Source organism: Luteimonas sp. A649, assembly GCF_054072735.1.
This window is the reverse complement of record NZ_JBSVRQ010000002.1, coordinates 285,650-307,763: the sequence shown is the minus strand read 5'-3', so window position 1 is coordinate 307,763 and position 22,114 is coordinate 285,650. Positions and strand designations below refer to the sequence as shown.

The following is a 22,114-nucleotide window of genomic DNA, read 5'->3' as shown; positions in this document are numbered from 1 at the left end:
CCAACTGCGCTCAAGCCAGTGTGGCTAAATGCATTCTTATCGAGCCCGAGGAGGGCCGCATGTCAAAAAGTGAATTTGAAGCACCATCCGAGCGGCGCATAGTTCTCTTTCTAGATTTTTTAGGGTTCAAGGAAATAACGCGCGCCACTGAAAGTGATCCCCAGATGCTTTCTCGCGTCATCGAAGCAATCGAAACATTGCGCTCGATTGGCCGGCAGCAGGAGTTCTTCAAGACCCAGCAGGTCACACAGTTTTCTGATTGCGTGGTGGTTTCCTACCGGTGCGATGAGCGATCTGCGGTGTTCGACCTCATCAGCGAACTCGGATTTGCACTCACCAGACTGGTAGAACTCGGATTCCTCGTTCGAGGCGCGGTCACCGTCGGGAACTTGATCCATACCGATCGGTATCTCCTTGGGGCGGCGATGGTCGAAGCCTATGAGCTAGAAAGCAAGTGCGCCATCTACCCGCGCGTGCTCGTCAGCAACAGCGTGCTCGATGTTGCACACGCTGCTCCAGCCGAGCATCACGATGGCGAGGACGAGTGCGCGTATGTCGAGGGCTACCTGTCAACAGATACTGACGGCTGCCGCTATCTCGAGTACGTCTCTTGGAAAGCCGTAATCGAAGTGATTGGCGGCGATAACGACATGTATGGCAGCTACCTCGGCTCCGTTGCGAAAATCCTGAAGAAGGGCATCGCGGCTAAAGCGCCAGATGTTCGGCTCAAGTACGAATGGCTGCGGCAGAAGTACGTGCGTGCGATTGATGCGATCGCCGCACTTCCGCCAGATCATGCTTGGGTACGCGCCAATTCTGAGATGCACGAGGCTATTATCGACTTGCCTCGACGGTTCTAGCACGCCATCGATCGTCCGCTTCCTACATTCGGCTTAGGTCAACCCTCTGCGCGTGACAAGCAGGGTGCAAGGTGCAGGGGTGCCCTCCGCAGCACGCGCACAGAGGCAACTCCGCTTTTGGATTCGGAATCAGCGAAGCCAGGTGCTTTGTAGTAGGAGAAACTGAGGCCCTCAGTGCGCCGCGTGGTCGGGGACCAGAATGTGGGTGATCGATGCTAGCGGGTGGAACTCGTCGGTCAGCCGCAGCGTGCTGACCTGCCCGTCGGCCTGCAGAGTGTGGTGTACCGCCGAGGGGAAGTGGCGGGGATCGAGCGGATGCAGTGCGCGCGGGTTGTGGAAGATATCCAAACCCTCCGACCACGTTTCCCAATACTCCTCGTCAACGTTATGCACGAAAGGCGTTGGCGCGGCAGCATTGGGGTCCGGGTTCAAGGCGAAGCCGTTTCGGATCATTTGCACGTGCCGCGATCCGAAGCCAGCGACGTAACCCATGCGGTTGAACTTGGACAAGGTCGCGCTGTTGTTGAACAGCACGGCGCTAACATTCTCGGCCTCGGGCTGGTCGAAGAAGCCGGTCGGAATGACCTTCTCTCCCCACCGATGGTCGGTGACGCGTTGCGGCTCAATAATCAGGCGACCTTCGGCGTCGTACTGCCAGGCGTGTTCGTAGCCATAGAGGTAGATGCCCAAGCCCGCGCGGGCCCGGATCATCGACTGTGGCGCGTGGAAGTCCTGGATCGCGAAAACTAGGGGCTTACCCGCGACGTGCGGCAAGGTCCAATAACGCTTACTCAGTTTCGCCGTTAGCGGACCGCCGAACTTGATCGGCATCCACTGCTTCAGGTACGCCGCGATCTCCTCCTCGGTGTCGACCGGCGGAGGCGGCACGCGTTGGCCCTGCGCATCCAGTGTGGGGTTGACTGTGGTCACCTCGATTGCAAGTTCGCCGTTGCCATCGTCGGCAAGGTAATCCGGCGCGGCACCCTCGTGGCGAACGACGAAGCCGTTCTCGACCAATAGCGCGAACACGTACAGTTCCATTAGCCGGGCATCGAAGGCAGCGGACTGAAACTGCTCAACGTAGTTGCCGTCGATGTCCTCGTGCCAGCGCATCATCGCGCTGATGAGCTCGCGTGCCGGGCTGTAGCCTTCGAGGTCGCGCAAATTCACGAAGCTCGGATCGGTGCGCGCCTCGGGCACGCGCGGGGCGAAGAAGTCCACCGCGTGGCGCGGCTCGTCGCCCTGCCCCCGCGCCTCGTCCAGCCCAGCCAGCAGCCCAGGCGCCTTCTCGGTCATCGCGGCTGCAGCGGCCTCCGGGGTGTCGAAGAACTTCGTGCCGTAAATCCAGCGAAAGCGCTCGACCAGATCGCGTGCGAGAAAGATGGCTTGGTACTCGCCGTCGACGAGCTCACGCAGCACGACGCCGAGCAGCCGACCATCGTCCGATTCGTACCAGGCGTGCTCGTCGACCAGGTTCATCGCCGGCCCGACGCGGCAGTAGGCAGCCAGGGCCTCGAAGCGTGCGCGGCTCATCGGATGCATGGGTAAACGACTCGAGAGGAAGGAGCTACCGCTAATTATGGTTCGGATCGGTCTAGGAGACGCAATAGGTCATCGATTCTGAGAGGTACTACTTGGGTCCAGCAGCAGCCGCGGAACCTCAGTGGATCGAATCCATCCCTTTTCAGCCGTAGCCTTACGTGCTGAACGTTCGAGCTAGCCGTGCCCTAGGCGTCAACGTCCGCTTCTGGCCGAAAGCGACCATGTCCGCTTTCGGCCAGCAGCGGTCAGTGCGTATCGGTTCGCGCGATCCGACTATCAAGAAGCATCGTGGCCGACCACCCTGCAAGAAGCTCGCAACCCGATCTCTGGAAGGGTTCGATACACCGGAGGCGTCAGTAGCTGGCAGCAATCGGGGGCATGTTGTGCCGCTGCAGCCCTCTATTCAGAGTCTCAAGTACCGCACGCCGTCGCGCGTTGTACACGATCGCCGAACTCGCATCGAGCCGCCCGTCTTTAAGGTCTTGGGCGGCATGTATGCGCAGTGCAGTAACTTCTCTCTTGAGTTCCGTGCGCAGTGTCTTTGAAGACCCAGCAGGCAGCATGCCGCGCGCATATGTGGCGCTGATCAGGCTGTTGGTCTGCCGATCACGTAGCAGCCCAGTTTCGAGAAAAAGAGCGGTGTCGCCAAGTGCGTGTACGAAATCGACGTAGCGCATCTCATATCTGAAATCATCAATAAAGGCCGGGCGATCAAAGCCTGTTCTGATGGCTTCCAGATCCGCGAGCTCTTGGTCAAAGCCAAAGCTCTGCGCGTAGATTTTGTAGCTGTCCTGGACGACCTGGTTGGATCGATTGAGCACGTCGTTAAAGTGTTTCCAACTCCAGTACGTAATCCGGAATGGATAGGCGCCGGACTGGTTCAGGGTCGTCACCGCCTGGTGCATCGCGGTGTCTTCCGGCAGCGTGGTGGCCAGCACGAATGTGTTGAGCGCTGGCTTGAAGTCTCGGGCTTTATCGGCCTCTGTCTGGATCAGCCTTTGGGTGAGCTTCCGTCCAGGCTGCATCTCCTTGCACTGCACACCAAGATGCTCGCCATTGTACATTTCGCCGTAGACGTCGACCCCATCTTGCCGCTGTCCCTGGCGGCCGTATTCGCGCACTGTCCCTTCGGCGCACTTGAGCTCGACAAGGCGAGCAGTGAGCAGCTGAAAATCCTGCCAGTTCGCTGGAGGCGGAAAGTTGAGGAGCATCTCTACTCTCGTGTCGGAGGGATCTCGGGCGACCGCAAGAGCTGACAATTGCGCGTCGCCGGACGGACGAACTATACGTCGATGTTAGCCGCATTCGCGCAGTTCCTTTGCGCTCCAAAGATTGTATCTATGGCGCTAGCGTCGTTCTGCTGACCAAGCGAATCGGCGCGCCCATCTCACCATCTTCCCGTAGGGCACTCTCCTCATCGTCGCGCCAGTTCGGATAGTCATCCCCGTTTCAAGGCAGCTCCACCAATCGGCCTCTAGGGACGGGGTCCCGTCCGCTTTGAGCTTGGAGCGAACGCCCATCGCGGGCACCATCTGGTGGTGGCCAAGCATTTCGAGCATGCGCTGGAGGTAGGGAGGTTCAGGGAGAATCGAAACAGGGTCTATGCGGATATCGATGTGGATCTAACGACTGATCCTTGGATGTAGTCCTAGTGTGGAACGAGGATTGATCCGTCAGGCGCCGACCCCCGCTTCTTATCGTCACAGCAGACCGAAACGGCCTTCACCAGGGTTCCCGGTGAACACGTTCATGACGAGCCGATTCTCCAGCCGCTCCGGAGGATGCTGGTTCTCGATGATGAGCACCTGACTGTCCGCCCCATGGTGAGTAACGAGATACTCGTAGAACCGTTCTTTCAGGTCAGTCCCCTTGAGAGCAAGGTCCTCGGGACCCTCTGGCTTGAAGTATGCGAGCAACGGAGAGTCGAGAACCACGAAGCCGGGATGCGACAAGCCCTTCTCTTGGCAATACTCGAGCAACGCGATGTTCACGGCGGCATGCGTGATGGCGCGCAATCCCTTGCCTCGGCTCGCCCGGTGCTTCCCGTCGATGATGAAATCCGTGGATTGCTTGTCGAAGTGAACCAAGCATTCGCCAGGAAAATTCCACGCCTTGAGGATGGCTGACAATTTCGTGGACAATGCATGCGCTGCCGAGTCCGGAATCCCGGCCTTGACCGGCTCTTCGCCATCCGCACTCTCGCCATCATCCTGCAACGAAAGCCTGCGTCCCTCCAGCTTCTCGCGACGCGCGAACAGGTCGACGAGCTTCTGGACGCTCGCCCGCTCCTCGACGAGCTCCGAGAACGAGGCTTGGTAGCCTTTCACGTCCGGCGCAACGGTCTCTTGGATCGCCTTGTCCAGCTCGCTGAACCGGGCATCCTGTTCGGCAATCGATTTGCTTAGTTCTTCTTTCTCGGCTGAAAGGTCCGAGACCGTTCCCTCGAGTTCCGCGAGAAGCCTTGTGATCTTCTGAATCTCGGAGTTGGCCGCAAGAACGACAGCGTCGACGTCGCCATCGCATGCAGACTCGAGATGCTGGTCCTCCGGCCTCGCACCGCATACCGGGCACGGCTTCACGTCGACGTGGACGAACAGCGAACCGCTCTCGCGAATGGCATTGAGCCGGTCGGTATCCACGATGTAGTGCTCATGGAGCAGTGTGAATCGTGCAAGAAGGTCGCCGAGCTCGCCCTGGCGATTCTGCATGCCGTTTCGTTCCTCGAACGCCTCGCGCCGTCGCGTCAGCAGTTCGTCAAGCTGACGTTGCGCGATGTTCAGAGACTCACGCCGACTAGCAACCGAGGTTTCCAGCCGACCGAGTTGGCCAACAAGATCCTCGCGATCCGCGCCCGTGTCTTCGATCTCGCTTGCTAGATCGGCAAGCAGTTCGTCGATGAGTGCGATCTGGCGTGTGTTATCCGGCCCAGCGTCGCCAAGGGCGACGACAGCCGAATCGTCGATCCCGGTCAGCAACAGCTTGACCGTCGCCAGTTCGGATGTCTTGGTGGTGTACTGGCCACTCCAGAACGGAGACCCCCGATGCTGAATCTCCCCCTCCTGGACGATGACGAGCCGCGCGAGGTCGCGAAAACTGAGGCTTCGAGTCGTGGCCTTGGTTCCGCTCTTCAGAATTCGCCTTTCCAACAGGCCGATCTTCTCGAGCAGGAAGCCGGATAGGTTGTCGGTCTTGCCGTGCGCATGCGCCTGCTTGAGGACGATCCCGGTAGATCCGGGTGCGTCGAGGTTGATCAGGGTGAAGTTGCCCCCGGACGTGGCCCTGCGGAGGCGGCAACTTTCGCCGTCGCTGATGCCCAGGTCTAGCTCGACTTCCGCATACTTCGCCCGTTCCGGTATTTCCCGGAGTTCGGAACCACCAAGCATGTAGTCAATGGACTCCGCGAGGAACGACTTGCCGGTGTCGGATGCGCCACAAACCACGTTCACGCCCGAGCTGAACTCGAGGCTGGAGTCCCCTTTCGGTCCACTGAATGCGATCCTGCGAAGCTGGAGGTAACCGTCGCTCATTGCCCTGCTCCGCTCGTTTGCACAAGCTGGAACTCGCTCCCCCATCGTTCAAACAGGCGATGCGTGATACGGCGGACCTCGTCCGTCGGAGTTTGCTGAAAGCGGCCGACCGCCCATTCGGAACGCGCCCTCAGATGGCGGGAGTACTCGGAGGTCAGTGACGAGATGAAAGGTGCAGCCGCCTCCTCGGCGATATAACGGAATCCATCCTCGGACGGCATGCGCCTCACAAGATTTCGACTCCTCATTAGGACCAGTCCCTTTTCGATCAGGCCTCGCCTTACAAGCAGCTCCCCCGCACGCAACGGAAGAGGCGCATGAAGGCTCTCAGGGCCATCGGCATCTCCAGAATGGACCACGAGATAGTCCATCTCCACCAGTCGCTGCAGATCGAACGCCGCAGGGAACGCCGCAACCAGAATCGTAAGCGAGCGCACGCCCGTCTCCAGGGGGCTGTTGAAGGGATTCGGAAGCGTTGATCTAGTCATCGCCTGGAATCCATCTCAAGCGGTCGTCGTTTGCCAGCTGGTGGCAGATTCCCTGCCTGTCCTGGACCTTCATTGAAGACACCAGCGGATTCGAACTCGCGGCTACCGCGGCCGCCTGCGAAATGGTTGCTTTCATCCGCTCGAATCCGTTGGTGTGGTTGTTTTCACAGACATCGACCACGCCGTGATAGATCTCGTCCTGCAACGCGTCGAAGGTGCCGTCCGGCACCGTATCCCTTGCAAAGTTCTTCAATGATTCTGCGTGATAGAAACGTTCGCGCTGCCGGAGATAGTCCCGCTTGAGAGCACCGTGGTGAACGAGCGCTGCCGCGCCAGACAAGCTGGCCCCAAGGTGGTCCCCATAGGCATCGAGGATCTGCCGGATGTAACGGCTTTCATCTTCCTGGGGTGTGTCGGGCGGAAGATCGGGATTCGGTCGAACTGGAAGTCCACCGCCGAAACGAATCGCATGGAATCTTGTCTTACTGTGCTCTTCGATGATTTCGACGACCGATCTTGAGGAGAAGATCGAAAAGTCGAAGGCTTCAAAGTAGTCCTTCAACACGCCATCCAGTGCGATCGACGCGCGGGATGTAATGCCATCGCGGCAATGCTTGCCCCAATTCTCTGCTGCCTTCGCTTTCAGCGTGCCAGGCGTATTCAACAGCTTCTCTAGGCTGGTTCCGATGCCTTGCGAGCATACGAAGTAGTGCTTCCTCGGCGGGCTGTACTCGCCAAGGTGCGAGTAGTAGATGATTTTCCCGATTTCCACCCAGATGTCCGCGGGGCGCAGCGGATGGTCATATCTCTTGCACTGAAAGTTGTCCCAGGCGCCAAGAAACCCTTGGTCGGAGCAGAATCCCGCGATATCCACGCCAAGGTCGCCAGCCCCACCAAACCGCCGAACCTTCACGTAGACCGTGGCAAGCGAGCTTGCCCATTCCTCGATGAACTCCTCCCAGTCATCGGGACTGAAGAGCTTGATTCGACCGGCCTTGGGAATCGGAATTCCGTTCTGGACCTGCGACTGGGACGACACGCCAGTCGGTGCCTTCGGGTGGATTTCCTCTAGATCGGATTCGGCAATCACATGAGCCCCCTGCTCGTGATTGGATCGGAGCAACATCAACCTAGGCGGAAAACCCAGTTTCCCCATGCCCCAGCAGCATCCGGGACGATACCCAACCCGTGGCTCGAATGCCATACATCTAGGCAAGCACGGAAATCGTGCCTTGGACCAGACGTTGTCCAGCGCGACTCTTAAGGCCGGGTAGGCACCCATTGCATCTTCAAGTAGATGCTGCACTCCCTTTTATTCTGATTCATGCGCGCGTTCAAGACGCATCAACATGCCGGCCCACCTGGAGTGCTCCATCGCTGGTTAACCGATTCGTGGAAGTTGATCCGCTGATGTCCGCCATGGGTCGGAAGCGGCCGCCTAGCACCGAACAGGCTCCGCGCTCACTGAGCTCGATTGATCGACCATGCACGAACTCATCCGTGGGTCACGCTATGCGCTACGCCTTAACTCGTCCAGGTAGTTGGCCCACGCCTGCATCATCTTCTTGCGCTCTTCCAGGTGCGTAGTCCTGTTGTACGCCCGCCCCAGCGGATCCCGCACCGCATGGGCGAGTTGATGCTCGATGAAATCCGGCCTGAACCCAAGCATCTCGTCCAGCAATGTTCGCGCCATGGCCCGAAAACCATGGGCAGTCATCATCGTGCCGTCGAACCCGAGGTTCCGTAGAGCGGCGTTGATCGTGTTCTCACTGATCGGCTTCTGGACGCTCCGCACGCTCGGAAAGACGTACTGGCTTTTCCTTGCATAGGGTCGGACATCTTCCAGGAGTTCGACTACCTGCCCAGCCAAGGGAACGATGTGCTGGGTCTGGGTCTTACTGGTGATGTAACGCCACTCAGCAGCATCCAGGTCGATATCCTCCCAGCGCGCCGCACGGAGCTCGCCTGGCCTGACGAACAGGAGCGCCGAGAGCTTGAGCGCGGCGGACACGATTGGCGAACCTTGGTAGCCGTAGATTGCCTTGAGGAGCTTTGCCACCTCCGCGGGCTCAGTCAGGCTGGAGAAGTGCTTGGTTTTCGTAGGGGTCAATGCGCCGGCAAGACTCAGGGCCGGGTTGTTCTCGGCCCGGCCGGTGGCGATGGCGTAGCGAAAGACCATGCCCGCGGCGGCGCGAGCCCTATGCGCCGTCTCAACTGCTCCACGGGCCTCGATTTTCCGGAGGGCCTTCAGCAGGATCGGCGCAGTCACGCTCCGGACGGGTAGATTGGCGATGCTTCCGAGATCGCGCTCCAACATCCGACGTTCCCGAACGACGGACCCCGGACTGAGCTTCTTGGCCCGTTGAGCAACCAATTCTTCAGCAAGAGCGCCAAAAGTATTGCCGGCCTCTTCCTGCTGCGCCGCTCGCTCGATCTTCACCGCCAAGGCCGGGTCCATGCCCTTTTTTAGCTGGGCCCGGGCTTTCTCTCTTTCGGCGCGAGCTTCTGCCAATGTAACGGCCGGGTAGTCGCCGATGGTCAGCATGTTCGCCTTGCCGGCGAACCGGTACCGATAGCGCCAAATCCTGGCTCCAGAAGGCCTCACCTCGACGCACAGCCCATTGGCGTCGGCGAGACGATAGACCTTGCCCCGGGGCTTGAGGCTGCGCAGCTTGGTGTCGGTCAGCATGGCTGTGAGTAACGAATATGTGAGTAACCGAAGGCCTTCCGACCATCTTACTCGCACTTTTACTCACGTTCCAGCTGGATGTTGGCGCACACGACCGGACAGAGTGGGACAAGAACCCCAGAAATACGGTCGATTTTCCAGTAAATTCGGACTGATCTGGACTCAGCCGGATCAGTAGATGGTGGGCCCACCAGGACTCGAACCTGGAACCAAAGGATTATGAGTCCTCTGCTCTGACCATTGAGCTATAGGCCCCTCGCAGCGGGATTATCGCAACTCCACGCCCAAAAACACGAAGCCCCGCTTTCGCGGGGCTCCATGACGTGCCTGTACTGCCGGCTCACTCGATGTCGAGGAAGCTCCGCAGCTGCTCGGAGCGGCTCGGGTGCCGCAGCTTGCGCAGCGCCTTGGCTTCGATCTGGCGGATGCGCTCGCGGGTGACGTCGAACTGCTTGCCGACCTCTTCCAGCGTGTGATCGGTGTTCATGTCGATGCCGAAGCGCATGCGCAGCACCTTCGCCTCCCGCGGGGTGAGGCCGGCAAGCACGTCGTGCACGGTCTCGGAGAGGTTGGTGTTGGTGGTCGCGTCCACCGGGGACTCCACGTTGGTGTCCTCGATGAAATCGCCCAGGTGGGAGTCCTCGTCGTCGCCGATCGGGGTCTCCATGGAGATCGGCTCCTTGGCGATCTTCATGACCTTGCGGATCTTGTCCTCGGGCATGTCCATCTCCTTCGCAAGCTCCTCCGGCGTGGCCTCGCGGCCGAACTGCTGGAGCATCTGGCGGGAGATGCGGTTCAACTTGTTGATCGTCTCGATCATGTGCACCGGGATGCGGATGGTGCGCGCCTGGTCGGCGATCGAGCGGGTGATGGCCTGGCGGATCCACCAGGTCGCATACGTGGAGAACTTGTAGCCGCGGCGGTATTCGAACTTGTCGACCGCCTTCATCAGGCCGATGTTGCCTTCCTGGATGAGGTCGAGGAACTGCAGGCCGCGGTTGGTGTACTTCTTGGCGATGGAGATGACCAGGCGCAGGTTGGCCTCGACCATTTCCTTCTTGGCCTTGCGCGCCTTGGCTTCGCCGTAGGCCATGGTGCGGGTGATCTCGCGCAGGTCGGCGAGCGTCACCATCATGGCCTTCTCGATATCGAGCGTGGCCTGCTGCTCGGCGACGATCTGTTCCTTGACGTCGCGCAGGCCGCTGGCCCACTTCTGCTTGCGCTTGAGCAGGTCCTCCACCCACTCGAGATTGGTCTGGTTGCCGTCCCAGGCGCGGATGAAGTCCTTGCGCGGCATCTTGGCGACGCGGGTGGAGAGGTCCAGGATGCGGCGCTCGTGGTCCTTGATCTGGCCGGCCACGTCGCGCAGCTTGCGCACCAGCACGTCGGTCAGCGGCAGCGGCAGCTTGAAGCTGGTGAAGGTGGCGGCCATCTCCTCGCGGAGCTTCAGCGCCTGCTTGGCACTCGGGCCGTTCTTGGCCACGGTCTTCTGGAACTTGGCGTACGCGGCACCCATTTCCTCCATGCGGCGCGCGACCTCGGCCGGGTCCGGGCCGGTGGGGCCGGTCTCTTCGGCGGCGGCGTCGTCCTTGTCGTCTTCGGCGTCTTCGTCGGCTTCCTCATCGGCGCCTTCGGCACCCGCCTTGGCGGGCTCGGCGGCGGGCGCGGGAGCGGGCGGGGCGACCGGTGGCTCGGGATCGTCAAGGCCGTCGGTGAACCCGACCACGATCTCGGCCAGGCGCTTCTTGCCGGCCTTGTGCAGCTCGAAATCCTCGAGCAGCAGCTCGACCGACCAGGGGAAGGTCGCCAGCGCGGCGCCCATCTGGTTAAGGCCTTCCTCGATGCGCTTGGCGATCGCGATCTCGCCCTCGCGGGTCAGCAGCTCCACGGTGCCCATCTCGCGCATGTACATGCGCACGGGATCGGTGGTGCGGCCGCCCTCGCCGTCGAGCGCGGTCAGCGTCGCGGCGGCTTCCTCGGCGGCGGTGTCGTCGACGTCGCGGCCACCGCTGGATTCGCCGGCCAGCAGCAGGGTCTCGGCATCCGGGGTGGTTTCATGCACCTGGATACCCATGCTGTTGATCATGCCGATGATGTCTTCGATCTGCTCCGCGTCGACGAGATCGTCGGGCAGGTGATCGTTGACCTCGGCATAGGTCAGATAGCCCTGCTCGAGCCCCTTGGAAATCAGGAGCTTGATGTCGGACTGCGGGGCTGGACGCTCGATCGCCATGTGGCGCTCACCGTAGAAAGGGGAACCCGTAATTATACCATCCGGCGCGAGGGCTCAGGACCGCAGCAGGAAGGTGACTGGACCGTCATTGACCAGACTTATCGTCATATGGGCCCCGAAGCGGCCAATTTCCACCCCCGGCGGGTGAAGTCGTCGACATTCGGCCACCAGGGCGTCAAAGGTCCGTTCAGCTTCGGCTGGCGGCGCGGCGGTACTGAACCCCGGGCGGAGGCCGGAGCGGGTGTCGGCGGCCAGGGTGAACTGGCTCACCAGCAGCAGTGCGCCACCGGTGTCAGCCAGCGAGCGGTTCATGCGGCCGGCGTCGTCGGCGAAGACCCGGTAGGCCATCAGGCGGGGCGCCATCTTCGCGATATCGGCCGCGCCGTCGCCGGGCTCGATGCCGGCCAGCACCAGCAGGCCCGGGCCGATGGCACCAACGGTCTCGCCGGCCACCTCGACGCTGGCCCGGGTCACGCGTTGCAGCAGCAGGAGCATCTGGAGACAGCCTCGGAATCGGGATCGGCCGGATAGACTCTAGCGATGACCGAGTTCCTCGCAAGCCTGCTGCACGGCGGGGCCAGCGCCGTCGGGCGCCTGCCGTGGGCGCTGCAGCGCGCGCTGGGCAACGCCCTGGGCGGACTGACCCGCCGCTTGGGCACGCGCGAGAGCGTGGTGGCGCTGCGCAACCTGGAGCTCGCGCTGCCCGCGCTGGACCACGCCACGCGCCAGTCCCTGCACCGCGAAGTGATGCGCACCACCGGCCGCCAGGCCATCGAGACCCTGCGCCTGTGGACCCGGCCGCATGGCGAAAACCTGCGCCTCATCCGCGAGACCCACGGCGAAGGCCTGTTCGATGCCGCCATTACCGCCGGTCGCGGTGTGATCGTGGCCGCGCCCCACCACGGCAACTGGGAGCTGCTCAACCAGTGGCTGGCCGCGCGCACGCCGCTGGCGATCCTGTACAAGCCGCCGGAGTCGAAGGTCGGCGAAGCCTTCCTGCGCCGGGTGCGCGCCGATACCGATGCCGACCGCATCACCCAGGTCCGCGCCGAGGGACCTGGCATCCGCCAGCTCTACAAGGTGCTCAAGGCCGGCGGGGTGGTCGGGATCCTGCCGGACCAGCAGCCGAAGGCCGGCGATGGCGTGTTCGCGCCGTTCTTCGGCATCCAGGCGCTCACCATGACCCTGGTCTCGCGGTTGGCCGAACGCAGCGGGGCGACGGTGCTGTTCGCCAGCTGCGAGCGCATCGACGACGACCTGGGCTTCGCGCTGCGCTTCGATGCCGCCCCGGCCGCGCTGTCGGGCTCTGACATCCAGGCCTCCGTCGCGGCGCTCAACGCCGGCGTGGAACACATGGCGCGCCGCGCGCCTGCGCAGTACCAGTGGACCTACAAGCGCTTCACCCTGCGCCCGCCCGGCAGCGGCGAGACCAACCCCTACCGCGACCTGGAGCACGGCCGGCGATGAACGACCCCGACCCCACGGCCGACGCGAAGGCCGGCATCGGTCCCGCGCCCGATCGCGAGTCCGGCCGCGAGTCCGGCACCGACCACGTGCCGCCTCCTGCGCTGGCAACGGAAGACGGCGGCTGGCAGCCGCTGCCCAGGCGCGCCCGGACCCTGTTCATGCTCGGCAACGGCCTCGGCTTCGGTCTGCTGGCGCTGGGCTCGCTGGTGCCGATCGGGCTGCTGCTGCGCGACCACCAGGGCCTGGCCCTGGGCCTGGCGCTGGCCAGCCTGGTGCTGCTGCCCGGCTACGGCCTGTGGCTGGCCCACCGCCAATACCGCACCGCGCGCTGGCTGCTCGACGACACCGGCTTCGGCTGGCGCCGCGGGCGCCTGTGGCACGCCGAGACCCGGGTGCCGCGCACGCGCGTGCAGCACGTCGACCTCAAGCGCGGCCCGCTGGAGCGGCGCTTCGGTCTGTCGACGCTGGTGGTGCATACCGCCGGCACCCGCGACAGCGCGGTCGCCGTGCAGGGCCTGGACGCCGCCGACGCCGAGCGCCTCCGCGACCGTCTGGCCCAGCAGGTCGACGACGACGACGAACACCTCGTGGACGGCAGCGATGTCGACGCCTGAGCTCGAGCGCCGGCTGCACCCATGGTCGTGGTTGTTCGTGCTGGTGCAGCAGCTCAAGCAGTTCATCATCCCGCTGCTGGCGCTGGTGTTCGTGGGCCGCGGCGACGGCAACGCGCTGTGGCCGCTGATCGGCGTGGCGGTGCTGGCGCTGGCCTCGCTATGGCAGTACTTCACCTACCGCTACCGCGTCGACGACGACCGGCTGGTAGTGCGCGAGGGGCTGCTGGAGCGCAAGGTGCGGCAGATCCCGTTTGCGCGGATCCACAACGTCGCCCTGCACCAGTCGCTGCTGCACCGCGTGTTCGGCGTGGCCGAGGTGCGCCTGGAGTCGGCGGCGGGCGGCAAGGCCGAAGCCGAGATGCGCGTACTGCGCATGGACGAGGCGCTTGCGCTCGAACGCCTGATCCGGGAGCGCGGCACGCGCGCGCATGCGCCCGGGCTGGCGGACGCGTCGACCGATGCCATCCCCGACGGCACGCTCCTGCTGGCACTGCCGACCGCCGAAGTCGTGCGCCTGGGCCTGGTCAGCAATCGCGGCATGGTGGTGGTGGCCGGCGCATTCGCGCTCTCCTGGCAGGTGTTCCCGGATCGCTCGATGGCGCGGCTGGTGCGCGATGCCGGCGAACAGGCCTTCGGCTACGCCAGCCACCTTGCGACCGGCTGGGCCGGGCAGGCCGCCGCCGTCGCGGGCTTCGTGCTGGTGGCGCTGGTGGTGTTGCGGCTGCTGTCGGTGCTGCTGGCCGTGCTGCAGTTCCACGGGTTCACGCTGCAGGCCCACGGCCGCCGGCTGACGGTTGAACGCGGCCTGCTGACGCGCGTGCGCACCAGCGCCTCGCGGCGCCGGATCCAGGCCTGGACCCTGCACGAAGGCCTGCTGCACCGGCTGCTGCGGCGGCGCGCGCTGCATGTCGACACCGCAGTCGGACAGCAGCAGGAAGGCGACCAGCGCAGCCTGCGCGAACTGGCGCCGATCGCGATGCCGGACGCCTGCGACGCGCTGGTCCGCGAGGTGCTGCCCGGCATCGCCTGGCCGCCGGAAGCCTGGCAGCCGCTGCATCCGCGCGCCTGGCAGCGGCTGATGCTGCCCGGGCTGCTGCTGGCCGCACTGGCCGCTGCCGCCGCGTACTGGCGCTTTGGCCCCTGGGGATTGATGGCGCTGGCCTGGGCGCCGTGGGCGGTGTTCGCCGCGCGCCAGCATGCGCGACGCGCAGGATTCGCCTGCGACGCACGGCTGGTCGCGGTGCGCGACGGCTGGTGGTCACGCCACTGGCGCTTCGCCGAGATCGACAAGCTGCAGGCGCTGGAGCTGCGGCAATCGCCGCTGGACCGGCGCTTCGGCATGGCCACGCTGTGGCTGGACACCGCCGGCGCGCGCGCCTCGGGTACTCCGCTGCGGCTGCGGTTCCTGCCCGAGGCCGAGGCGCGCGCGTTGCACGCGCGGCTGGCGGCCGACCTGGCCCGACTTCCGCTGCGCTGGTAGGAGGCCCGCCGGGCCCGCTCAGGCCACGTCGGCCAGCGGCATCGCGTCGACACCGCCTGACCGGATCCCGAACTCGCGGTCCTGGCCGCCGTAGCGCATGCGCTGGTCGAATCCGTTCACGGCCAGCACGTTCGACGGCTTCCGAAGCCAGAAGCAGTTCGCGGTGGAGCAAGCGACCCACAACTGGGTGCTGTGCGTGGATGCCGACGAACGCATCGGCGACGACCTGCGGGCATCAATCGAAACCGCGCACTTGGCCGGGCTGGACCGCGCCGCGGGGTACCGGTTCGCGCGCTGCTCGGAGTACTTCGGCCGCTTCCTGCGCCACGGCAACGCCTACCCGGACCGCAAGCTGCGCCTGTTCGACCGCCGCCGCGGCGGTTGGCGCGGCGATCGCGAGGTCCACGAAAGCGCGAGCGTCGACGGCCCGGTCCTCACCCTGTCCAGCGACCTGCTGCACCTTCCGTTCCGATCGTTCGAACACCAGCTCGCCAAGGGCCGCCAGTACGCGCAGATGATGGCCGAACACGCACACGCCCGCGGCAAGCGAGCCACGCTGGCCAAGCTGGTGCTGGCGCCGGCCTGGCGCTTCTCCTGCTGCGCGTGGCTTTCGCGACGGCTGGGCGGGGCTGGTGTACGCCTACGTCACCGCCGACACCGCGCGCCAGAAGACCGTGCGCCTGTGGCTGCTGCAGCGCGGCGTCACCAGCGCGCCGGGCCCCAGTAACCGATCCGGCGGCGAAGCTTGAGCTTGCGCCACCAGTTGCGCGGCTTGGGCCGCCGGTTGCGCCCGCCGGCTGCGATGAACGCATCGACCGCCGCGAGCACGCGTTCGCTGCTGCGGCCGTCGCGGTACGGGTGGATGGCGTCGGCGAATTCGCGGATCGCCACCATCAGTTCCGGAGGCCGCGACAGCGCGCGCTCGATCGCCGGCTCGAACGCGGCCACGTCGTCGATGTCGATCAGCTGCGGCCCCGGGCGGCGGTTCTTGAACGTCACCACCGGCTTGCCGGTGAGCAGGAATTCGCTGAGCGCGGACGAGGTGTCCGAACACATCATGTCGACCTGCGGGAACAGCTCGAGGATGTTGTCGTTCTCGGCGAACACCAGGTGTTCGTTCTCCAGCGCCTTGAACTTCGCCACCGTCTCCGCGGCCATCTTGGGGTGGAAGGTGATGATCCAGCGCCAGCGTCCGTCGCGTGACAGGCGCTTGACCTCGTCGTACAGCGTCTCGGCGGCGCTCCACGACGGCGAGAACGTGGAGTGGTACAGGATGACCGGCACGTCGCGCACCGGCGGCAGCGCGCCGGCGATTTCGCGCATGAACGGATCGATCTTGGTCCAGCCGGTCTCGGCCACGCTGAAGTGGCCCTGCGCGTCGGCCAGCGCCTGGAAGCTGCCGGTGTCGCGCGGGCCGGTGGTGCAGTACAGGTCGAAGAACCCGCGGATGTAGATGTGCCGCGGCTTGCCGGCATCGAAGCCGTGGAAGACCTCCACCTTCACGCCCGGGAAGAAGTGCGGCAGGTGGTTGCCGGGCGTGAACACCGCCTCCGGCCGCCAGCGGCGCACGCCGGCGACGTCGAGCAGCACCTCGCCCTCCACCAGGTCTTCGGCACCCGGACCGTCGAAGAACCAGGCGGCGTGGTCGCCGCGGGCGCGGATGGCGTCCTGCAGCGGGCGCAGGATCGCCAGCGCATAGCGCTCGGAGCCGTACAGCAGGTAGTGGCGCGGGCCGGTCATTGGAGTCGGGTCCTGGATGCGTTGTCTGGCGGCGAACTAGCGGTCGAGGCCGTGGCGCTGCAGCACCGCGCGCGCCTGCTCGACGGAATCGGGATTGCGCACCATCTCGTAGTAGCGGATGCGCTTGTAGACCGCATACGTCGCCGCGGTGTGCGCCACCACCAGCCCGCGCCAGCCGTCGAGCACGGCCAGCCGCAGCAGCGCCTCCTTGGCGAACGAGGCGATGTACACCAGCGGCGTCATCCACACGCGCACCGGCCGGCCGCGTTCCAGCCAGTCGCGGCACTTCAGCTCGGCGTAGCGCAGCACCTTGAGCTGCTTGTGCGGCAGCGTCGGGTTGTGCAGGTGCTCGAACGGCGCGGCAAAGGTTTCGGCGCGGCCTTCCCAGCGCAGCGATTCATGCACGCGCGCATCGCTCCAGCGCGCGCGCTCGCGGTGGTACAGCCGCGCCAGGCGCTCGCCCACCATCGGCCGGTACCAGCGCATCGGCGCGCCCATGTACAGCGTGCGGCGCCGGAGGATGCCCACTGCGGCATCGCCCTCGATCACCTGCGGCAGCCGGGCGGCGAGCTCCACCGCCAGCTCCGGGCTGAGGTATTCGTCGGCGTCGAGCACCAGGATCCACGGATGCGCGGCCTGGGTGGTCGCGAAGTTGCGCTGCGCGCCGAAGCCGAGCCAGTCCTGGTGCACCACGCGGGCACCGTGGGCGCGGGCGATGGCGATCGTGTCGTCATCGCTGCCGCTGTCGATGATCAGTTTTTCCGCAGCGAAGGGCACGCTGTCGAGGCAGCGCGCGATGTTCGCCGATTCGTTGTGGGTGATGACGACCAGGGAAAGAGGCAGCACGGGCATGCCGCCATTCTAGATCACTCCTGCACCGGCCTCAGTCCGGCGGTGCGCTCCGGCGCAGGCGCGCAGGCAGGTTGTGCAGGAACCAGCGCAGGCTCAGCCAGGCGCGGTAGGCCTCGCGCGTCACCCAGCCCGTCACGCCCACGCCGGCCTTCTTCCTGCCATCGACCCGGATGGTCGAATCGAATACGTCGCCGCCGGACACCACGCCGGGCTTGAGGCCCAGGCACTCCACGCCGTGCAGCCACGCCAGGTCCATGTAATCGTCGACCGGCAGCACCCACTCCGTGGCATGGCGCAGGAATCGCTCCGCCGCCGCCGGGGTCAGGTAGTAGCCGAACGTGCACATCGGGCTGCGCCAGTAACGATGCAGGACGAAGCCCCCGAAGCGTCGCCAGGGCACGCTGGCCCGGTTCGCCGCGTGCAGGCGGAAATACCCGACCTCCGCGGGTACGAGAGGCAAGGCATGCAGCAGTTCCGGAAAGCGCGGGCCCAGAAGGATGTCGTCTTCGAAAACGATCATCGGCTTTCCGCTTGCGACGCACTGTTGCCAGAGCAGGTAATGGCTGGCCCAGCAGCCTATTTCGCCCGGCCGGAACGGCCTGCCCTTGCGGGCCTGCCGCTTGCCGGCATGAACCCGCGCGAACAGGGGATGGGAATCGCCGCCATTCACGGCCTCGAAGAACGTCAGCGACAATCCCAGCGCGGCAGCCTGCGCTTCCATCGATGCGCGGCGCTCGGTCGAGCGCGGCAAATTGACCACATGCAGCGCCAAATCCGTCACGCGACGTGCGTCCTGCACCAATGACGGCACTCGAATCCCAGGGAATCGCTCCACTTGTTGTACATTCGCCGCCACTCAATGCGCGCGTAAAGCCAGACGGATCGACCACGAGCATGCAGCATACCCGCACCATGCGTGACCGCGCATCCTGGCCAAGCGGGTGAAAGGAAGACACGGAATCCCATGAGGGAAACCAGGCGCTGAAAGTCTCTTTGGCGCTCCAGAAGCGAAGACCCCACGACAGGAAAAACCATGCTGCGGAAAATCAGGATGTATCTCACGGCCGCGGGGCTTCCGGGAATTCTGGCTGCCGCAAGAGCCGGCGCCACGAACTCGGTCGTGAAGCTGAAGCTGAAGAAGAGCCACCTCAAGCACCCGATTCTGCTGCGCATCCCCTCGTCGGACGTGCCGACGTACCGGCAGGTCTTCATCGACAAGGAATACGCCTTCCATACGGAGAGGGCGCCCGAGGTAATCATCGACGCGGGCGCCAACATAGGCCTGGCATCGGTTTATTTCGCGAATAAGTACCCTGACGCGAAGATCATCGCCATCGAACCCGAGAAGAGCAATTTCGAGCTCCTGAAGGAAAATACATCCCCCTATCCGAACATCATTCCCCTCCAGGCCGCGCTGTGGAACAGGAACGAGGAAATAAACCTGGTCGATCCGGGGCTCGGAAAATGGGGCTTCATGACCGACGGGAAGCAGTCGTCAGGGGAATCGCCGGACAACGTGTGCCACGCGGTCAAGGCCCTTACCGTCGATAGGATCATCGAGGATTACGGCCTCGAGAGAGTGAACATCCTGAAGGTGGACATCGAAGGCGCGGAAAAGGAAGTCTTCTCCGACACTTCCGCCTGGATCGACTCGGTCGACTCGATCATCGTCGAGCTCCATGAGCGCATGAAGCCTGGCTGCAATCGCAGCTTCTACGTTGGCTCGAACGGATTCGACCACGAATGGAGCCAAGGGGAAAACGTCTATCTATCCAGGTGCGGCTTCCCGATAACGCGTCTCGCCTGACCCTGGCCTGCCACGCGCCGAATTCAGCCGGCGCCCGTCAACCGGGCGTAGAAGAAGCCATCCATGCCCTGTTCGCCCGGCAGGCGTTGCCGCCCGGGACCGGCGGCATGGCCATGGCGATCGTCGAGCGGGTCCGCGTGCGCATCGGGCGTGCGGGCGAGAAAGGCCGCGACCTGTCGTTCGTTTTCGTCCTTCAGGATCGAACAGGTCGCGTACACCAGCACGCCGCCGGGCTTCAGCACCTTCCAGCACGCGTCCAGCAATCGCGACTGCAAGACGATCAGCGAAGCCAGGTCTTCGGGGCGGCGATGCAGCAACACGTCCGGTTGCCGGCGCACGATGCCGGTCGCCGAACATGGCGCATCGAGCAGCACCGCGTCGAACGGCGCGCCATCCCACCAGCCGGCGGTGTCGGAGGCGTCGGCGGCGCGCAGCTCGGCACCGCTACCGACGCCGATGCGCGCCCAGCCTTCGCGGACACGGACGAGACGCGCGGGGTCGATGTCGAGGGCGACCAGGCGCAGCGCCGGATCACGTTCCATCAGGTGTGCGGACTTGCCGCCCGGCGCGACGCATGCGTCGAGCACGCGCGCACCCGCGGCTGGGGCGAGCATGTCGGCGACCCGCTGCGCAGCGCCGTCCTGCACCGACAGCACGCCCTCGGCGAAGCCGGGCAGCGTGGCGACGGGCAGCGAGCCTTCGATGCGCAGCGCGTCGGCCATGCCGTCCACGGCGGCCGCGTCGATGCCGGCCTCCTGCAGGCGCGCCAGACTTGTATCGCGGTCGCCGCGCTGGCGGTTCACGCGCAGCCAGGTGGGCGCCGGCTGCGCGCTGGCGGCGAAGATCGCGTCGGCGTCGTCCGGCCAGTCGCCGCGCACGCGCTCGCGCAGCCATGCCGGCCACGCGGCTTCGGCGGCCAGCACCGGCAGGCCTTCGCGCTGGGCGCGGCGCAGCAGGGCGTTGACCAGCTTGGCCTGATGGGCGCGGCCGATCACCCGCGCGGCATCCACGGTGGCGGCGAGCGCGGCATGTGGCGCGAGCCCCAGCGGATCGAGCTGGGCAAAGCCGGCGTGCAGCAAGGCGCGCAGGTCGCCATCACGGTGGCCCAGCGGCTTCGGGATCCATGCCGCCAGCGCGGCGTCGGCGCGTGCGTGCTGGCGCAGCGCGGCGAAGCAGATCGCCTCGACCAGTGCGCGGTCGCGGGTGTCGGGGAGCGCGGGCAGCGCCTGGGCGAGTTCGGCCTTCAGCGAGCGGCCGCGGTTGAGGACCGCGTCGAGCACGCGCGCGGCGGCGGCGCGCGACGCGGCACCGCTCATGGCGCCAGGTCGCGGCGGGCGTTGATGTAGTCGGCCGCGGTGATCGCCTTGCCGCCGTCACGCTGCAGCACGCGGATGCGCAGCGCGCCGCTGCCGCAGGCCACGTCGATACCCTCGCGTCCCGCCGCAAGCACGGTACCGGGCGCTGCGACCGCAGCCGCATCGACCGCGATCGCGCCGTGGAGGCGCACGCGCTCGCCGGCCAGCTGCGCTTCCGCCACCGGCCAGGGATTGAAGGCGCGGACCTTGCGCGCAAGCGCTTCGGCAGGCAGCGCCCAGTCGAGCTTGGCTTCGGCCTTGTCCAGCTTGTGCGCGTAGGTCACGCCCGCCTCCGGCTGCGGCTGCGGCACCGGACGGATGCCGGCACGCAGCAGGCCGAGGCCGTCGGACAGCACCTGGGCGCCGAGTTCCGCGAGACGGTCGTGCAGCTCGCCGCCGGTTTCGGCATCGCCGATCGACAGCGACTGCGACAGCAGCACGGGGCCGGTGTCGAGGCCCTTCTCCATCCGCATCAGGCAGACGCCGGTTTCGGCATCGCCGGCTTCGATCGCGCGCTGGATCGGCGCCGCACCGCGCCACCGCGGCAGCAGCGAGGCGTGAACGTTCCAGCAGCCTTCGGCGGGGATGTCGAGGATCTTCTGCGGCAACAGCAGCCCATAGGCCACCACCACCATCAGGTCGGGCTTCAGCGCGCGCAGCGCATCGCGCGCCAGCTGCGTCTTCAGGCTTTCGGGCTGCAGCACGGGAATGCCGCGCGCCAGCGCTTCGCGCTTCACCGGCGAGGCCTGCAGCCCGCGGCCGCGACCGGCCGGACGGTCGGGCTGGGTGTACACCGCCACCACCTCGGCCTTGCCGCAGGCGGCGCGCAGCGAACGCACCGCGAATTCGGGCGTCCCCGCGAACACGATCTTCATCGCGCAGGCCCCGCGCCCGCAGTCCCCGCGTGGCGGCGCTCAGTCATGCCGCCGCATCTTTTCGTACTTCTTCATCGCCCGGTCGCGCTTGAGCGGCGACAGGTAGTCGATGAAGAGCTTGCCGTCCAGGTGATCGACCTCGTGCTGCACGCAGGTGGCGAGCAGGCCATCGACGGCCATGGTGAACGGCTTGCCGTGGCGATCGAGCGCTTCGACCTCGATGCCGTCGGCACGGGTGACGTCGGCGAAGATCCCCGGGATCGACAGGCAGCCTTCCTGGTGCACGCGCAACTCGGCCGAACGCTCACGGATCACCGGGTTGATGAACACCAGCGGCTGCTCGCGGCCTTCGGTGACGTCGACGATCATGAAGCGCTCGTGGACGTCGACCTGCGTGGCTGCAAGACCAATGCCCGGTGCTTCGTACATGGTCTCGAACATGTCGTCGAGCAGGCGCTGGAACGCAGGGTCGGCGATGCCGGCCGCTTCGCGCTCGGCGGCGACCTTGCGCAGGTTCGGATGGGGGTGCTCGAGGATCGTGATCAGGGACATGCGGGCGTGTGGTAAAGGGTGGCAGCCGTCACA

At 65.1% G+C, this 22,114-nt stretch carries 19 protein-coding genes, 1 tRNA gene and 1 pseudogene; 6 read left to right on the top strand and 15 right to left on the bottom strand.

The genetic code is table 11. The features are described from left to right. The first annotated feature begins 59 nt into the window (after positions 1 to 59). On the top strand, positions 60 to 860 hold the full coding sequence (locus ACW5E8_RS10920; RefSeq protein WP_298577015.1) for a hypothetical protein: 801 nt from the start codon (positions 60 to 62) through the stop codon (positions 858 to 860). Positions 861 to 1,031: 171 nt separating this feature from the next. Here ACW5E8_RS10920 and ACW5E8_RS10915 read toward each other — a convergent pair whose 3' ends face one another. From ACW5E8_RS10915 to dtd, 9 genes are all read right to left on the bottom strand, one after another. Then, positions 1,032 to 2,402 (bottom strand): hypothetical protein, encoded by a 1,371-nt coding sequence (locus tag ACW5E8_RS10915; RefSeq protein ID WP_456965549.1) that lies wholly within the window; start codon positions 2,400 to 2,402, stop codon positions 1,032 to 1,034. Positions 2,403 to 2,755: 353 nt separating this feature from the next. Beyond that, entirely contained in the window at positions 2,756 to 3,613 is an 858-nt protein-coding gene (locus ACW5E8_RS10910; RefSeq protein ID WP_456965548.1) for a hypothetical protein, read from the bottom strand. A gap of 489 nt (positions 3,614 to 4,102) precedes the next feature. Further along, positions 4,103 to 5,929 carry a hypothetical protein gene (locus ACW5E8_RS10905; RefSeq protein WP_456965547.1) on the bottom strand — a complete coding sequence of 609 codons (1,827 nt, stop codon included), beginning with the start codon at positions 5,927 to 5,929 and terminating at the stop codon, positions 4,103 to 4,105. Continuing rightward, the gene (locus ACW5E8_RS10900) at positions 5,926 to 6,417 is read right to left on the bottom strand and encodes an ABC-three component system middle component 2 (protein WP_456965546.1); all 492 of its coding nucleotides are present in this window, start codon (positions 6,415 to 6,417) and stop codon (positions 5,926 to 5,928) included. The genes ACW5E8_RS10905 and ACW5E8_RS10900 overlap by 4 nt, the downstream gene beginning before the upstream one ends. After that, positions 6,410 to 7,507 carry an ABC-three component system protein gene (locus ACW5E8_RS10895; protein ID WP_456965545.1) on the bottom strand — a complete coding sequence of 366 codons (1,098 nt, stop codon included), beginning with the start codon at positions 7,505 to 7,507 and terminating at the stop codon, positions 6,410 to 6,412. The genes ACW5E8_RS10900 and ACW5E8_RS10895 overlap by 8 nt, the downstream gene beginning before the upstream one ends. Before the next feature lie 420 nt (positions 7,508 to 7,927). Further along, on the bottom strand, positions 7,928 to 9,106 hold the full coding sequence (locus ACW5E8_RS10890; protein WP_456965544.1) for a tyrosine-type recombinase/integrase: 1,179 nt from the start codon (positions 9,104 to 9,106) through the stop codon (positions 7,928 to 7,930). A gap of 179 nt (positions 9,107 to 9,285) precedes the next feature. Beyond that, positions 9,286 to 9,361 (bottom strand) — tRNA-Ile (locus tag ACW5E8_RS10885). Between the two features lie 85 nt (positions 9,362 to 9,446). Continuing rightward, positions 9,447 to 11,339 (bottom strand): RNA polymerase sigma factor RpoD, encoded by a 1,893-nt coding sequence (rpoD, locus tag ACW5E8_RS10880; RefSeq protein WP_456965543.1) that lies wholly within the window; start codon positions 11,337 to 11,339, stop codon positions 9,447 to 9,449. Between the two features lie 54 nt (positions 11,340 to 11,393). Beyond that, positions 11,394 to 11,834 carry a D-aminoacyl-tRNA deacylase gene (dtd, locus tag ACW5E8_RS10875; protein WP_456965542.1) on the bottom strand — a complete coding sequence of 147 codons (441 nt, stop codon included), beginning with the start codon at positions 11,832 to 11,834 and terminating at the stop codon, positions 11,394 to 11,396. Between the two features lie 45 nt (positions 11,835 to 11,879). Between dtd and ACW5E8_RS10870 the strand changes: the two genes are divergently transcribed. The 4 genes and pseudogenes from ACW5E8_RS10870 to ACW5E8_RS10855 form a co-directional block, all read left to right on the top strand. Then, on the top strand, positions 11,880 to 12,806 hold the full coding sequence (locus ACW5E8_RS10870) for a lauroyl acyltransferase (protein ID WP_456965541.1): 927 nt from the start codon (positions 11,880 to 11,882) through the stop codon (positions 12,804 to 12,806). Positions 12,807 to 12,964: 158 nt separating this feature from the next. Further along, positions 12,965 to 13,420 (top strand): PH domain-containing protein, encoded by a 456-nt coding sequence (locus tag ACW5E8_RS10865; RefSeq protein ID WP_456965742.1) that lies wholly within the window; start codon positions 12,965 to 12,967, stop codon positions 13,418 to 13,420. Continuing rightward, positions 13,407 to 14,900: a PH domain-containing protein gene (locus ACW5E8_RS10860; RefSeq protein WP_456965540.1), complete on the top strand. Its 1,494-nt coding sequence runs from the start codon at positions 13,407 to 13,409 to the stop codon at positions 14,898 to 14,900. Before ACW5E8_RS10865 ends, ACW5E8_RS10860 begins: the two co-directional genes overlap by 14 nt. Before the next feature lie 130 nt (positions 14,901 to 15,030). Continuing rightward, positions 15,031 to 15,649 (top strand): annotated as a pseudogene (locus ACW5E8_RS10855) (glycosyltransferase family 2 protein); the annotation flags it as partial. On the opposite strand, the gene ACW5E8_RS10850 reads toward ACW5E8_RS10855, so the two are convergent. Genes ACW5E8_RS10850 through ACW5E8_RS10840 form a run of 3 tightly spaced genes read right to left on the bottom strand, consistent with a single transcriptional unit; the run spans position 15,603 to position 18,348 of the window. Continuing rightward, positions 15,603 to 16,640, bottom strand: a complete 1,038-nt coding sequence (locus ACW5E8_RS10850; protein ID WP_456965539.1) for a CDP-glycerol glycerophosphotransferase family protein — start codon at positions 16,638 to 16,640, stop codon at positions 15,603 to 15,605. The pseudogene ACW5E8_RS10855 and the gene ACW5E8_RS10850 overlap by 47 nt on opposite strands. A 36-nt stretch (positions 16,641 to 16,676) precedes the next feature. Continuing rightward, on the bottom strand, positions 16,677 to 17,492 hold the full coding sequence (locus ACW5E8_RS10845) for a glycosyltransferase family 2 protein (protein WP_456965538.1): 816 nt from the start codon (positions 17,490 to 17,492) through the stop codon (positions 16,677 to 16,679). Between the two features lie 31 nt (positions 17,493 to 17,523). Continuing rightward, the gene (locus ACW5E8_RS10840) at positions 17,524 to 18,348 is read right to left on the bottom strand and encodes a glycosyltransferase family 25 protein (protein WP_456965537.1); all 825 of its coding nucleotides are present in this window, start codon (positions 18,346 to 18,348) and stop codon (positions 17,524 to 17,526) included. Between the two features lie 177 nt (positions 18,349 to 18,525). On the opposite strand from ACW5E8_RS10840, the gene ACW5E8_RS10835 reads away from it, so the two are divergent. After that, on the top strand, positions 18,526 to 19,299 hold the full coding sequence (locus ACW5E8_RS10835; RefSeq protein WP_456965536.1) for an FkbM family methyltransferase: 774 nt from the start codon (positions 18,526 to 18,528) through the stop codon (positions 19,297 to 19,299). A 23-nt stretch (positions 19,300 to 19,322) separates the two neighbouring features. On the opposite strand, the gene rsmB is transcribed toward ACW5E8_RS10835, so the two are convergent. From rsmB to def, 3 genes are read right to left on the bottom strand one after another with little or no spacing between them, the layout of a single operon-like run. Then, positions 19,323 to 20,615 carry a 16S rRNA (cytosine(967)-C(5))-methyltransferase RsmB gene (gene rsmB, locus ACW5E8_RS10830; protein ID WP_456965535.1) on the bottom strand — a complete coding sequence of 431 codons (1,293 nt, stop codon included), beginning with the start codon at positions 20,613 to 20,615 and terminating at the stop codon, positions 19,323 to 19,325. Next, on the bottom strand, positions 20,612 to 21,529 hold the full coding sequence (gene fmt, locus ACW5E8_RS10825; RefSeq protein WP_456965534.1) for a methionyl-tRNA formyltransferase: 918 nt from the start codon (positions 21,527 to 21,529) through the stop codon (positions 20,612 to 20,614). The genes rsmB and fmt overlap by 4 nt, the downstream gene beginning before the upstream one ends. A gap of 39 nt (positions 21,530 to 21,568) precedes the next feature. Then, positions 21,569 to 22,081, bottom strand: a complete 513-nt coding sequence (gene def / locus ACW5E8_RS10820; RefSeq protein ID WP_456965533.1) for a peptide deformylase — start codon at positions 22,079 to 22,081, stop codon at positions 21,569 to 21,571. Between the last annotated feature and the right edge of the window lie 33 nt (positions 22,082 to 22,114).